Raw genomic sequence first — 12712 nt, forward strand, 5'->3', positions numbered from 1 at the left:
GGCAGGGAGCGATCCCGTTGACGGTGGAAGCCATCTGGCTCAGAATGCATGCAGCGCCGATGTTTGTCGGCGCATAGATATCTGTTGGCCAAAACCCGCCGCTGCTTCCTGACCTAGGACGTTATCGCTGACCACCGTATGCGGCTTGCCGCGTATCCCGATCAGCCGCGTCAGTTCCCGCGCGACCCGCACGCCCGACAGCGACGTGTCCGCCACCAGCGCCAGGCATTCGCGCGTGTAGTCGTCTACCACGCACAGGATGCGGAACCGGCGGCTGCAGGTCAGGGTGTCGGAGACGAAGTCCAGCGACCAGCGCTGGTTCGGCCCATCCGGCAGCACCATCGGCGCCCTGGTGCCCAAGGCGCGCTTGCGGCCACCTCGGCGACGGACCCGCAGGTTCTCTTCGCGATATACCCGCAGCAGCTTCTTGTGGTTGGGCGTCATGCCCTCGCGCGCCAGCAGATAGCCCAGACGCCGATAGCCGAACCGGCGACGCTCTGCCGCCAGCTCCCGCAGACGCTGCCGCAACGGACCATCGTCCGGCCGCGACGATCGATACCGGATCACCCGCCGGCTCACGCCGACCAGGCCGCACGCCCGACGCTCGCTCAGCCCGTGGTGTTCACGAGCATGAGCGACGGCTTCCCGCTTAGCGCCGGGCGTTACCATTTTTTTGATGCCAGATCCTTCAGCACCACGTTGTCCAGCATCGCCTCGGCCAGCAGCTTCTTCAGCTTCGCGTTCTCGTCCTCGAGCGCGCGCAGTCGCCGCGCCTCGGATACCTCCAGCCCGCCATACTTCGACTTCCACTTGTAAAACGTCGCCGAGCTGATCCCATGGCGGCGACACACGTCCACCGTCGCCATGCCCGCCTCCTGCTCCTTCAAGATCGCAATGATCTGCTCTTCGCTGAACCTGCTCCGCTTCATGTTCGTCCGACTCCTTTGCGTCGGACTCTACTCAAAATCGGTCACATTTCAGGGGAGCACGTCAGACGCCGCAACAGCGCGAGGCCAATTACCGCCACGCTGTCGAAACCGCGGCAAAAGCCAAGAAGGCCGTCGTCTTCGCCTGGGCGCGGCAAAATCCCATCTTCGGCCTCACCCCTGAGCAGAACAGGCTGATCGATGATGTGAGCGCGGCCAACCCCAACACCATCGTGGTGCTGAACAGCAGCTACCCCGTCGCCATGCCTTGGTTGGGCAAGGTGAAGGCGGTGCTCAACATGTGGTGGGGCGGCGACAAGGGCGGCGAGGCGACCGTCGACATCCTGACCGGCCGGGTCAGCCCGGCGGGCCGTCTGCCCTTCACCTGGGGCAAGGCGCTGGAGGATTATCCCGCGACCGACCCCCGTCATCCCGAACGCGGCGCGCGCGAAGATGGCGTCGTCACCTATTCGGAGGGGCTGGATGTCGGCTATCGCTGGTTCGACCGGCAGAAAAAGGAGCCCCTCTACGCCTTCGGCCATGGCCTCAGCTACACCAGCTTCGCCTATTCTGGCCTGACCGTGAAGCCCGCCGCCGACGGCGGTCTGGACGTCCGTTTCACCGTCGCCAATACGGGAAAGCGGGCATCGGACGAAGTGGCGCAGATCTATCTGGGCGCGCCCGCCAATGCCCCCAGGGGCATCGCCTTCCCGGTCAAGGCGCTCGCCGGATTCGACCGCGTCCATCTGGCGCCATCGGAATCGAAGACGGTGTCGATTCATGTCGCGCCACGCAGCCTGCAATATTGGGATGAAAGGGCGGCCAGCTGGACCACGCCGCAGGGCGTGCGTGCGGTTTATGTGGGCGGCTCCTCACGCGACCTGCCGCTTGCCGCCAAAAGCCGGTAGGGGATTGCGATATGCAGGGGCAATCGCTCGCCATCCGCAGGCGGCCGATCCTTGGTGGCGCGCTGGGCGTTACCTTCGCCACCCTGCTGGCGGGACCGAAGGTGCTGGCGCAAAATAGCCGTTTTGCGCCAGCGATTGCGGGCGAACCCAATGCCGAATGGGCGCGCAAGGCCGACGCTCTGATGCCGACGCTGCATAGCATCGAGCAACAGCCGGTCGCTCTGGTGAACATGATCCCCGACCCCGCGCAGATATTGCGTTTCCGCGTGGAAAAGGCCGCCACCATCGCGGACTTCGCTACCCGCAGCTTCCGCAAGGGCGACAGCTTCATCCTCGATTTCGAAGGGCACCGGACGGGTTATCTGTCCTTCGACCTCGAAACGGTCGGGCGCGAACCGGATGCGCCGGTGCGGCTGAAACTGACCTTCGGCGAAGTGCAGACCGACGTCGCCGAACCGCTGCATCCCTATAAGGGCAAGATCAGCGAAGCCTGGTTGCCCGAAGAGATCATCACCGTCGATTATCTGCCGCAGTCGGTGAAGATGGCGCGACGTTACGCCTTTCGCTATGTCCGGGTCGACGTGATCGACACTTCGCCGGGCTTTGCGGTAAAGTTCCTCAATGTCCGCGCTCACGCGGTGACGTCGGCTGGTCCCATGCCCGCGCCCATGGGCGCGACCCCGCGCCTGCGCCGGATGGACGAGGTCGCGATGGCGACGCTGCGTGACTGTATGCAAACCAGTTTCGAGGATGGTCCGCGCCGAGACCAGCGACTGTGGGTCGGCGATCTGCGGCTTCAGGCGCTCGCCAATTATGCGAGCTTCCAGAACAACGATCTGGTCAAGCGCTGCCTGTATCTGTTCGCGGCCTATCGCGACAAAGACGGGTTGGTCGCCGCCTGCGTCTACGAAAAGCCACATCCCCGCTACGGCGGTATGCACATCGTCGATTATGCCGCGCTCTTCAACGTCACCCTGCGCGATTATGTGATGGCGACCGGCGATGTTGCGACCGGGCGCGACCTGTGGCCGGTGGCGCGACGCCAGCTGGAACTGATCGCGCGCTGGATCAATGCCGACGGGCTGTTCGTCGATCCGGGCAATATGTGGATTTTCATCGACTGGGCGGACAAGCTGGACAAGGGCGCCGCGATCCAGGGCCTGCTCACCTTCGCCTGGAGGGCGACCGCGGAACTGGCCCGACGACTGGGGATGAAGCAGGAGGATGCCAGCCTATCCCATAGGGCTGGAACGATGACCACCGCCGGCCGCGCCGCCTATTGGGACGCGCACAGCGGACGGGTGGTCAGCGGCCCCAGGCGACAGGTCAGTTGGGCCGGCGCGAGCTGGATGATGCTGGGCGGACTCCTGTCGCCGCGCGAAGGGCGCAAAGCCCTGTTCGCTACGCTGGACGATCCGGCGGCGATCAAGCCCTCTACCCCTTATCTTTATCATTATGTCGTGGAAGCGCTCATCGCATGTGGCGAAAAGAAACGCGCCATGGCGCTGCTCGAAAGCTATTGGGGGGCGATGATCGACGCGGGTGTCGATACCTTCTGGGAAGTGTTTGATCCAACCACTCCGCTGTCGTCTCCCTATGGGGACATCCATATCAATAGCTATTGCCATGCCTGGAGCTGCACGCCGTCTTATTTTCTCAGGCAGAAACTCTCCTGATGGCCCCATTCTGACATTCGCTACCAACAAGGCGTGCGCTTGTTCGATGCGGGCGAAAAAGCCTTCCATGCCCATCGGCGTCGACAAGCGATGACATCATAGGGCAGGCGAACGCTGCGATGTCGGGATCATCGAATACCGCCTCGAATATCCGTTCGATCACCCCTTGCTCGACCCAGCGATAATAGCGCCGCTTGGCCGTTGCGGGAATCGCTACAGCCTAGAAAGGGCGCGACCGGTTGCCCGGCCACGCCCTTACTGCGCGCCCGAAATTATAGTTGATCAACCCGCCAGCTGCGTTTCCAGTTCACCCAGTACGCGATAGCAATCGAACACCTTGGCGACGCTGCTGTTCGGATCGCGGCCTTCGCGGATGGCGCTGATGAATTCGCGATCCTGCAATTCGATGCCGTTCATCGACACGGCGACCTGGCTGACGTCGATCGCCTCTTCCTTGCCGTTCACCAGATCGTCGTAACGCGCGATATAGGTGTCGGTATCGCCGATATAGCGGAAGAAGGTGCCGAGCGGCCCGTCATTGTTGAACGACAGCGACAGGGTGCAGATGGCGCCGGTCTCGCTCTTCAGCTGGATCGACATGTCCATGGCGATGCCCAGGTCCGGATGGATCGGCCCCTGGAGCGCGTGCGCCGACACGATTCTGCCCGCCTGATAGGCGAACAGGTCGACCGTATGGGCGGCATGATGCCACAGCAGATGGTCGGTCCAGGACCGCGGTTCCCCCTTCGCATTGATATTCTTGCGGCGGAAGAAATAGGTCTGCACATCCATCTGCTGGACATTGAATTCGCCCGCCTCGATACGGTTGTGGACGAACTGGTGCGACGGATTGAAGCGGCGCGTGTGGCCGACCATGCAGACGAGACCGGTTTCCTCCTGCTTCTTGAGTACCGCCTGCGCATCGGCCCAGCTATCGGCCAGCGGAATTTCCACCTCCACATGCTTGCCCGCATCCATGCAGGCGATCGCCTGCGCGGCGTGCATCTGCGTGGGCGTGCACAGGATCACAGCGTCCACATCGTCACGCGCCAGCGTCTCGTTCAGGTCGGTCGTCACATGGCCGATGCCATATTTCTCCGCGACCTTCTTCGTCGCCTCCAGTTCGCGGCCGATGATCGAGGTGACGGTGACGCCATCGATATTCTTGAGGCCATCAAGATGCTTTTCGCCAAAGGCGCCGGCGCCAGCCAGGGCAATACGCATGAAAAACTACTCCAAAATAAGCCCCTCCCTTTTAAGGGAGGGGGAAGGGGTGGGTGCGAGCGAAGCGAGCCAGCGCCCATCTTGAAGGCAGAAGCGATTGCTAACGCAACCGCCCCCATCCCGACCCCTCCCCTGAAGGGGAGGGGCTTTAAGTTGGTTTATTCAGCCGCGATCGCGTTCACCGTATCGCTGCCGGTCATGTCCAGCCCTTCGCCATTGTCGGGGCGCAGCACCATATGGCCGATCGCGGTGTTGGAGCAGGGCACATGATAATGGCGATGCAGCGCGCGGGTTTTCTTGCCCAGCGCCCCGCGCATCACCAGCCACATCACCATTTCGATGCCTTCGCTGCCGGTTTCGCGCAGATATTCGATATGCGGGATGCGGCGCAGATGGTCGCTCTCGCCGATCAGCCCGTCCAGGAACATATTGTCCCATTCCTTGTTGATCAGCCCGGCGCGCGGCCCCTGCAACTGGTGGCTCATGCCGCCCGTGCCCCAGATCTGGACGTTGAGGTCTTCGGGGAAGCTCTCGACCGCCTTGCGCACCGCCTCGCCCAGCGCCCAGCAGCGATTGCCCGATGGCGGGGGATAGGTGACGACATTGACCGCCAGCGGCACGACCTTGCACGGCCAGGCGTCGGGCTTGCCGAACATCATGGAGAGCGGCACGGTCAGGCCATGATCGACGTCCATCTCGTTGATGATCGTCATGTCGAACTCGTCCAGGATCAGGCTCTGCGCCATGTGCCATGCGAGGTCGGGATGTCCCTCCACGTCCGGCACCGCGCGCGGCCCCCAGCCTTCGTCGGCCGACTTGTAACGCTCGCCACAGCCGATCGCGAAGGTCGGGATGATCTTCATGTCGAAGGCGGAGGCGTGGTCGTTATAGACCAGGATGATGACATCGGGCTTTTCGGCCTTCTCCCATGCGCGGGTCCAATCGTACCCGGCAAAGATCGGTCCGAAATAATCGTCGCGATCCTTGTTGAAGTCCGACGCCACGCCCAGCAGCGGCACATGGCTCGACGCCACGCCAGCAGTAATCCGCGCCATATCAGCGATCCTCTTTCTTCGCGGCGGCGGCCGCCGCTTCATTGGCCTTGATCGACCGGGCGCCTTCGGGCGAACGCCCGCCCCGCATCATCATTTCCCGATATTCGGGGAACGCCATGTCTGTCATGGTGCTGACCGCCTCGGCAAAGGGAACGCCGTCGGTCGAAAACAGCTTGGACAGGAAATAGACATTGCCGCCCAGGTCCAGGCACTTGTTATAATCGCGCGCCAGCACGCCCAGCTTCTGCTCCTCGGTCAGCGGCCATTCGTCCAGATAGGCGCGCTCGTCCGCCTTGAACTTCGCGCGATTTTCATCCTTCATCAGGCTCATCGCAAACTGGTTCAGATGATAGCCCTGCCGGGCGCGCTTGGCGGTGAAGACGCGGGTGCCCGGAATATCCTCCATCTCGGCGAGATATTCGTGGATGTCCTGATGTTTGGGATCTTCTGTTATCATAGTCCCCTCTCCTTCAATTGGGCGTCGAGGCGCGGGAAGACGCGACGGGCATTGCCCGCGAAGATTGCGGCGCGTTCCTCGTCGCTCACGTCCAGCGCATCGACATAGCGTTTGGTGTCGTCGAAATAGAATCCGGTGGTCGGGTCGATGCCGCGCACCGCGCCGACCATTTCCGACCCGAACAGGATATTCTTATTCTCGATCACGTCGGCCAGCAGGTCCACGCCCGGCTGGTGATAGACGCAGGTGTCGAAGAAGATATTGTTCATCAGGTGCGTCGACAGGTCGGGCTTCTTGAGCATGTCCGCCAGCCCGCGATAGCGCCCCCAATGATAGGGCACCGCGCCGCCGCCATGCGGGATGATGAAGCGCAGCGTCGGGAAATCCTTGAACAGATCGCCTTCCAGCAACTGCATGAAGGCGATCGTATCCGCCGCGATATAATAGCCGCCGGTCGCGTGCATCGCCGGGTTGCAGCTGCCCGACACATGAATCATCGCCGGCACGTCCAGCTCGACCATCTTCTCGTAGAAGGGATACCAATATCTGTCGGTCAGCGGCGGATGGGTGAAATGCCCGCCGCCCGGATCGGGATTGAGGTTGCAGCCGATAAAGCCCAGTTCGGTGACGCAGCGCTCCAGCTCCGCGATGCTGTTGCTCATGTCGGCCTTGGGCGACTGCGGCAACATGCACACGCCGACGAAGGTTTCGGGGAACAGGCCGACGACGCGCGCGATCAGGTCGTTGCAGCGGATCGCCCATTCCTTCGCCACCGCCTCGTCGCCCACATGCGGCGCCATCGCGGATGCGCGGGGCGAAAAGATCGTCAGGTCCGCGCCGCGCTCCTTGATCAGGCGCAACTGGTTCGCCTCGATCGTCTCGCGAATCTCCGCGTCGCTGATGTCGGGATAGGGCGGGCACGGCGTCCCGGCCTTGAACGCCGCCTTCTGTTCCTCGCGCCAGGCGTCATGGCCCTTGGGCAGGACGGTGTAATGACCGTGGCAATCGATAATCAGGCTCATCGCGTCTCTTTCCTCAACCCTTATTCCGTCACCCCAGCAAAGGCTGGGGCCTCAGGCGACAGCACGCTACGCCCGCCCCAAAAACTCCGTCACTTCCGCCTTCGCGGAAACGCCGTCGGAAGAAATCACCCCGATCTTCGCGCCCAGCCCTTCCGGCGGCGCCTTCACGCTCAGTGCGCCGATCGCCGCCTGCCGCGCCACCGTGCCGCGCGTCATCGCAGCCCCGGTGCCAAGGCCATCCAGTGTCTTGACGACTTCCTCCATCTCCGCCGCGCGCCGCGTGCCATGCACCAGCATCCGGTCGAGATTATAATCCGCCCGCACGCCCCAAGTCTTCGCCTTCTCGCTCGCATCGAGCGAGGCCAGCACCTCGTCCAGCACATCCGCCTGCGCCGCGGCCAGCACGCATTCGGCGGTCAACGCCTCGATCCCCTTGACCATCACCGAGCGGATCATCTTGATCGAGGAGGCCCGGCCGACATCCGCGCCCACGACCCGCGTCTTCGCAAAACCCAGCGCGCGCAACCGCGCCTCGGCATCCCCGGCTCGCGCGCCGCTCAACAGCAGCGGTACGTTGAGCCGCGCCGGATCGACCGGCGCCATCACCGCCACATCGACATAATGGCCCCCGGCCGCCTCGACCAATGCGGCAGCGGCCTGCTTGGTCTGCGGCGCAACGCTGTTCATGTCACAGAACAGCGTCCCCGGCGCGATCAGCGCCGCGGCGTCGCGCGCCACGGCCAGCGCCTGATCCGCCGTCACCAGCGACAGGATCATCGGCGCGCCCCGCACCGCGTCGTCCAGCCGATCGCGACAGGCGACGTCCATCTGCGCCATCACGCTGGCCCGCGCCGGATCGCGGTCATGCGCCAACGCGCGCGCGCCCCACGCGCCAGCCGCAGCGAATGTGCTGCCCGCCTCGCCAAATCCGATCAGGAGAATATCGGTCGTCATGGCGGGAATCTGCCCGTCGATGCGCGCGACGACAAATCGGAACAGCCGCCCGGTCATTAGCTGGCGCTAAACATCCTTTCTGTATCCCCCCGCGACACGGCCTCCAGATCGGCGATGAACTCCGCCTGCACCGTGGTCGGGCGCCAGGAGGCCCGCGTCGTCACGCCGATAGATCGGCTGGCGGGCGATACCGGCGTGTCGATCCGGCACAGCCACCCCGCCTCCAGCTCCACCGTCACCTGATCGGGTGACAACAGGGTCAGGAAATCATTGTCGATCAGCAATTGCCGGATGGTCATGACCGATCCCGATTCGATCGGCACGACCGGCAAAGCGATGCCATGTTCGCTGAATAACGCCTCCCAGCTTTCGCGCAGCGGCGCGCCCGGCGCGGCGATGATCCAGGGATAGCGCGCCAGATCGCTCATGGCGGGCTGTGTCCCGGCCAGCGGATGGCCTGCCCGCGCGATCACCACCGGCCGGTCTTCGAACAGCGCCGCCTGCTCGAAATCCGCCTCCAGCAGCGGCAGGCGCAACGCCCCCACCATCATGTCGATCGCGCCGTTGCGCAACGGCTCGATCAGTTCGGCGCGCGACCCTTCCAATATGGTGATGCGCACGCCCGGCCGCCGCCGCAGGAAGCGCGACACGGCGGCGGGCAGCACCCGCGCGCGAGACAGCGGCATCGCGCCAATGGCGATGCTGCGCGTCTCATGCCCCTTGAGCGCCGCCAGTTCGGCCAGCGCCGCCATCAACTCCACCCGCGCCAGGCGAAAGGCGCGCGCCATCCGCACACCGGCATCGGTCAGCATCACCACCTTGCCGCGCCGCCGCACCAGCGGCCGCCGCAGCGACAGGCTAAGGTCGTTGACCGCGCGATGCAGCGAAGGGATCGACAGGCCGGTCGCGGCACTCGCCGCAGGGTAACTGCCCGCATCCGCCAGCGCGATCAACGCGCGGAACCGCGCCATCGTCACATGCGGGCTGGCGATATGGTCCAGCGCGGCGTGGAAACGCGGCACCAGCAGCGCGCCCGCATCGGTCACCGTCATCCCGTCATGGCGGCGGTCGAACAAGGGTACGTCCAGCATGGCTTCGAATCGGGCCAACGCCTGGGTTATCGCCGGCTGGGTCAGGTTTACCGCCGCGGCGGCCGCATTCATGGTTCCGCGATCCGCGATTTCCACGGTTGCGCGCAGGTGACGAAGGTTGATGTCGGTCCAGTCCACATTGCCATATTTAGTGAAAACTAATGGCTTGGCCAGATTTCCTTTTTGCCCTTTCCCCCGAACGGGTCCAGCCACCATCCTGTCCCGCGCCGCCCAACCATCAGCTTGGTCCGTGCGCCGCCATGATAAGGAGAAGGTCAGCATGTCCGGCATCGTCGTCCAGAATATCGAACGGGCGGACCTTAGCGTCGTCGACGGCCTCGCCAAATGCGGCGTCGCCACCGTCCATGAAGCGCAGGGCCGCACCGGCCTGCTCGCCTCGTACATGCGCCCGATCTATACCGGCGCGCGCATCGCCGGCAACGCCGTCACCATCTCCGCCGCGCCCGGCGACAATTGGATGGTCCATGTCGCGATCGAGCAGTTGAAGGAAGGCGACGTCCTCCTCCTCGCCCCCACCAGCCCCTGCACCGACGGTTATTTCGGCGACCTGCTCGCCACTTCGGCCCAGGCGCGCGGCTGCCGCGGGCTCATCATCGACGCGGGCGTGCGCGACGTGCGCGACCTCACTCAGATGAACTTCCCGGTCTGGTCGAAGGCGGTCCATGCCCAGGGCACGGTCAAGAACACGATCGGATCGGTCAACGTCCCCGTCATCTGCGCCAATGCGCTGGTCAATCCGGGCGACGTGGTGATCGCCGACGATGACGGCGTGTGCATCGTACCACGCGCCGACGCCGCTGCGGTCCTCGAAAAGGCGCAGGCCCGCGAAGCCGCCGAAGAAGCCAAGCGCGTCCGCCTCGCCGCCGGCGAACTCGGCCTCGACATCTATAATATGCGCCCGCGCCTGGAAGAGATGGGCCTGAAATATATCTGACCGCCTGCCCCCTGTCGCGTCCCCCTCTCCGTTCGGTTCGAGCTTGTCGAGAACCATCGCGCAGGGTTCTCGACAAGCTCGAACCGAACGGAGCTGTAGATGACAGCACATAGCCAATCCCCCGTCCTGTGGATGCGCGGCGGCACGTCCAAGGGCGGCTATTTCCTCGCCCAGGACCTGCCCGCCGACACCGCCGCCCGCGACGCCTTCCTGTTGCGCGTCATGGGTTCCCCCGACCCGCGCCAGATCGACGGCATGGGCGGCGCCGATCCGCTGACCAGCAAGGTCGCGGTCGTGAAAAAGTCACAGCGCGACGGCGTCGATGTCGATTATCTCTTCCTTCAGGTCTTCGTCGACAAGGCGGTGGTCAGCGACGCGCAGAATTGCGGCAACATTCTCGCCGGCATCGGCCCCTTCGCGATCGAACGGGGCCTCGTCGCTGCGCAACAGGACGAAACCCGCGTCGCCATCTTCATGGAAAATACCGGCCAGATCGCCATCGGCACGGTGCAAACCCCCGGCGGCAAAGTCCGCTATGACGGCGACGCCAAGATCGACGGCGTCCCCGGCAGCGCCGCCCCCATCCCGCTGGAGTTTCGCGACACCGCCGGCTCCTCTTGCGGCGCCCTTCTTCCCACCGGCAACGCCTTCGACGAAGTGGAGGGCGTGCGCGTCACCCTGATCGACAACGGGATGCCCTGCGTGGTGATGAAGGCGCAGGACGTCGGCATCACCGGCTATGAAGACCGTGACACGCTGGACAATGATACGGCGCTGAAAGCCCGGATCGAAAAAATCCGCCTTGCCGTCGGCGAACGCATGAACCTGGGCGACGTAACCGACAAGTCGGTGCCCAAGATGATGCTGGTCGCCCCGCCCCGCAACGGCGGCGCAGTCACGGTGCGCAGTTTCATCCCGCATCGCGCCCATGCTTCCATCGGCGTGCTTGGCGCGGTCAGCGTCGCTACCGCCTGCCTGGTCGAAGGATCGCCCGCGGCCGAGGTCGCTTCCATTCCCGGCGGCGATCGCAAGACGCTCTCGGTCGAACATCCGACGGGCGAAACGACCTGCGTCATGGAACTGGACGACAGCGGCGCCGTCACCAGCGCCGCCATGCTCCGCACCGCGCGTAAATTGATGGACGGCGTCGTCTTTTCTTAAACCAGAAACTAGGGCCTATCGCCCTGAGCCTGTCAAAGGGCCGAACGGAGTTGGAACCAATGACCCGCATCACCTCATGGCATGGCGCGCCCTCCAGGCCGCTCTATACGCCCCCCGCCGGCGCGATCGACGCCCATTGCCATGTCTTCGGCCCGATGGCAGACTTCCCCTTCAGCGCGAAGGCGAAATATCTGCCCGAAGATGCCGGCCCGGACATGTTGTTCGCATTGCGCGACCATCTGGGCTTCGCCCGCAATGTCATCGTCCAGGCGAGCTGCCACGGCACCGACAATAGCGCGACCCTGAACGCCATCGCAAAGGCGAACGGTAAGGCGCGCGGCGTCGCCGTGGTCGATCCGGCCATTTCCGCTGCCGATCTCGCCGCCCTCCATGATGGCGGAATCCGCGGCATCCGCTTCAATTTCCTCAAGCGTCTGGTGGACGACGCCCCCAAGGACAAATTCCTCGACGTCGCCAAGCGCCTGCCGGCCGGCTGGCATGTGGTGATCTATTTCGAAGCCGACATCCTCGAAGAACTGCGCCCGTTCATGGACGCCATCCCGGTCCCGCTGGTGATCGACCATATGGGCCGCCCCGATGTGACCCAAGGGCCGGACGGCGTCGACATGAAGGCCTTCCGCGCCTTTCTGGAGAGCCGCGACGACATCTGGTTCAAGGCTACCTGCCCCGACCGGCTCGATCAGGCCAAAGATGGAATTGGTGGCGATCCCTGGAACGCCTTTGCCGACGCGGTCGCACCGCTGGTCGCCGACTATCAGGACCGCGTGCTGTGGGGCACCGACTGGCCGCACCCCAATATGCAGGACGATATTCCAGATGACGGCCATCTGGTCGATATGATTCCCCGCATCGCGCCCACCGCCGAACTCCAGCGCAAATTGCTGATCGACAACCCGATGCGCCTCTACTGGCCGGAAGAAGCATAAGTAATTGATATATAATGACAAGAGCGGCGCTGGTGGGCGCCGCTCTTGTCATTTCAATTGTCCAACTCGCCGTCTCAGTCGTCAATATTGCGGCGGAAGGTTTCCGGCAGGAACAACAGTCCGATGACCGCCGTCGCCGCCGCGATGACGACCGGATACCAGAGGCCGTAATAAATATCCCCGGTCGCCGCGACCATGGCGAAGGCGGTGACGGGCAGGAAACCACCGAACCAGCCCGCCAGATCGCCGACAGTACTCTCTAGCGTGTGGACGCCAATCGGTCGAAAAGATGAAGGATTGGCGTTCGGGCGGAGAGCGTATAGGATCAAACTAGCT

The 12712-nt window shown here is 64.0% G+C and carries 12 protein-coding genes and 2 pseudogenes; 6 read left to right on the forward strand and 8 right to left on the reverse strand.

All coding sequences use genetic code 11. The features are described from left to right. Positions 1-120 precede the first annotated feature (120 nt). A pseudogene (locus EWH12_RS15390) lies at positions 121-929 on the reverse strand (IS3 family transposase); the annotation flags it as partial. A gap of 86 nt (positions 930-1015) precedes the next feature. Between EWH12_RS15390 and EWH12_RS22690 the strand changes: the two are divergent. The 3 genes and pseudogenes from EWH12_RS22690 to EWH12_RS15400 form a co-directional block, all read left to right on the forward strand. Then, positions 1016-1468 (forward strand): annotated as a pseudogene (locus tag EWH12_RS22690) (glycoside hydrolase family 3 protein); the annotation flags it as partial. Positions 1469-1582: 114 nt separating this feature from the next. Continuing rightward, positions 1583-1834, forward strand: coding sequence for a fibronectin type III-like domain-contianing protein (locus tag EWH12_RS22695; protein ID WP_242496085.1), 252 nt, complete (start codon positions 1583-1585; stop codon positions 1832-1834). An 11-nt stretch (positions 1835-1845) separates the two neighbouring features. Beyond that, positions 1846-3510: an alpha-L-rhamnosidase-related protein gene (locus EWH12_RS15400; RefSeq protein ID WP_207212417.1), complete on the forward strand. Its 1665-nt coding sequence runs from the start codon at positions 1846-1848 to the stop codon at positions 3508-3510. Positions 3511-3792: 282 nt separating this feature from the next. Here the strand turns inward: EWH12_RS15400 and EWH12_RS15410 are convergent, their stop codons facing one another. The 6 genes from EWH12_RS15410 to EWH12_RS15435 all read right to left on the reverse strand — a co-directional run bounded on the left by EWH12_RS15410 (position 3793) and on the right by EWH12_RS15435 (position 9451). Then, positions 3793-4734, reverse strand: a complete 942-nt coding sequence (locus EWH12_RS15410) for a Gfo/Idh/MocA family oxidoreductase (RefSeq protein WP_129927121.1) — start codon at positions 4732-4734, stop codon at positions 3793-3795. 158 nt (positions 4735-4892) lie between these two features. Further along, entirely contained in the window at positions 4893-5789 is an 897-nt protein-coding gene (locus EWH12_RS15415) for a class III extradiol dioxygenase subunit beta (RefSeq protein ID WP_066609101.1), read from the reverse strand. A 1-nt stretch (position 5790) separates the two neighbouring features. After that, entirely contained in the window at positions 5791-6246 is a 456-nt protein-coding gene (ligA, locus tag EWH12_RS15420; protein WP_066609102.1) for a protocatechuate 4,5-dioxygenase subunit alpha, read from the reverse strand. Then, positions 6243-7268 carry an amidohydrolase family protein gene (locus EWH12_RS15425; RefSeq protein ID WP_066609103.1) on the reverse strand — a complete coding sequence of 342 codons (1026 nt, stop codon included), beginning with the start codon at positions 7266-7268 and terminating at the stop codon, positions 6243-6245. Before EWH12_RS15425 ends, ligA begins: the two co-directional genes overlap by 4 nt. Before the next feature lie 66 nt (positions 7269-7334). Further along, positions 7335-8222 (reverse strand): NAD(P)-dependent oxidoreductase, encoded by an 888-nt coding sequence (locus tag EWH12_RS15430; protein ID WP_129927159.1) that lies wholly within the window; start codon positions 8220-8222, stop codon positions 7335-7337. A 56-nt stretch (positions 8223-8278) separates the two neighbouring features. Continuing rightward, entirely contained in the window at positions 8279-9451 is a 1173-nt protein-coding gene (locus EWH12_RS15435; RefSeq protein ID WP_066609104.1) for a LysR family transcriptional regulator, read from the reverse strand. Positions 9452-9593: 142 nt separating this feature from the next. On the opposite strand from EWH12_RS15435, the gene ligK reads away from it, so the two are divergent. From ligK to EWH12_RS15450, 3 genes are all read left to right on the forward strand, one after another. Continuing rightward, the gene (ligK, locus tag EWH12_RS15440; RefSeq protein WP_066609217.1) at positions 9594-10268 is read left to right on the forward strand and encodes a 4-carboxy-4-hydroxy-2-oxoadipate aldolase/oxaloacetate decarboxylase; all 675 of its coding nucleotides are present in this window, start codon (positions 9594-9596) and stop codon (positions 10266-10268) included. A 99-nt stretch (positions 10269-10367) separates the two neighbouring features. Further along, positions 10368-11429, forward strand: coding sequence for a 4-oxalomesaconate tautomerase (locus tag EWH12_RS15445; RefSeq protein WP_129927122.1), 1062 nt, complete (start codon positions 10368-10370; stop codon positions 11427-11429). 59 nt (positions 11430-11488) lie between these two features. Further along, positions 11489-12376, forward strand: a complete 888-nt coding sequence (locus tag EWH12_RS15450; protein WP_129927123.1) for an amidohydrolase family protein — start codon at positions 11489-11491, stop codon at positions 12374-12376. A gap of 74 nt (positions 12377-12450) precedes the next feature. Here EWH12_RS15450 and EWH12_RS15455 read toward each other — a convergent pair whose 3' ends face one another. Then, complete coding sequence (locus tag EWH12_RS15455; RefSeq protein ID WP_129927124.1) at positions 12451-12705, reverse strand: hypothetical protein; 255 nt, start codon at positions 12703-12705, stop codon at positions 12451-12453. Positions 12706-12712 lie beyond the last annotated feature (7 nt).

The organism is Sphingobium cupriresistens (assembly GCF_004152865.1).
Lineage (GTDB): Bacteria > Pseudomonadota > Alphaproteobacteria > Sphingomonadales > Sphingomonadaceae > Sphingobium > Sphingobium cupriresistens.

What these genes read in the sequence shown, in the direction of transcription:
- EWH12_RS15400 (WP_207212417.1), top strand. Translation starts at nt 1,846, where the DNA reads ATGCAGGGGCAATCGCTCGCCATCCGCAGGCGGCCGATCCTTGGTGGC.
- EWH12_RS15410 (WP_129927121.1), bottom strand. Translation starts at nt 4,734, where the DNA reads ATGCGTATTGCCCTGGCTGGCGCCGGCGCCTTTGGCGAAAAGCATCTT.
- EWH12_RS15415 (WP_066609101.1), bottom strand. Translation starts at nt 5,789, where the DNA reads ATGGCGCGGATTACTGCTGGCGTGGCGTCGAGCCATGTGCCGCTGCTG.
- ligA (WP_066609102.1), bottom strand. Translation starts at nt 6,246, where the DNA reads ATGATAACAGAAGATCCCAAACATCAGGACATCCACGAATATCTCGCC.
- EWH12_RS15425 (WP_066609103.1), bottom strand. Translation starts at nt 7,268, where the DNA reads ATGAGCCTGATTATCGATTGCCACGGTCATTACACCGTCCTGCCCAAG.
- EWH12_RS15430 (WP_129927159.1), bottom strand. Translation starts at nt 8,222, where the DNA reads ATGACGACCGATATTCTCCTGATCGGATTTGGCGAGGCGGGCAGCACA.
- ligK (WP_066609217.1), top strand. Translation starts at nt 9,594, where the DNA reads ATGTCCGGCATCGTCGTCCAGAATATCGAACGGGCGGACCTTAGCGTC.
- EWH12_RS15445 (WP_129927122.1), top strand. Translation starts at nt 10,368, where the DNA reads ATGACAGCACATAGCCAATCCCCCGTCCTGTGGATGCGCGGCGGCACG.
- EWH12_RS15450 (WP_129927123.1), top strand. Translation starts at nt 11,489, where the DNA reads ATGACCCGCATCACCTCATGGCATGGCGCGCCCTCCAGGCCGCTCTAT.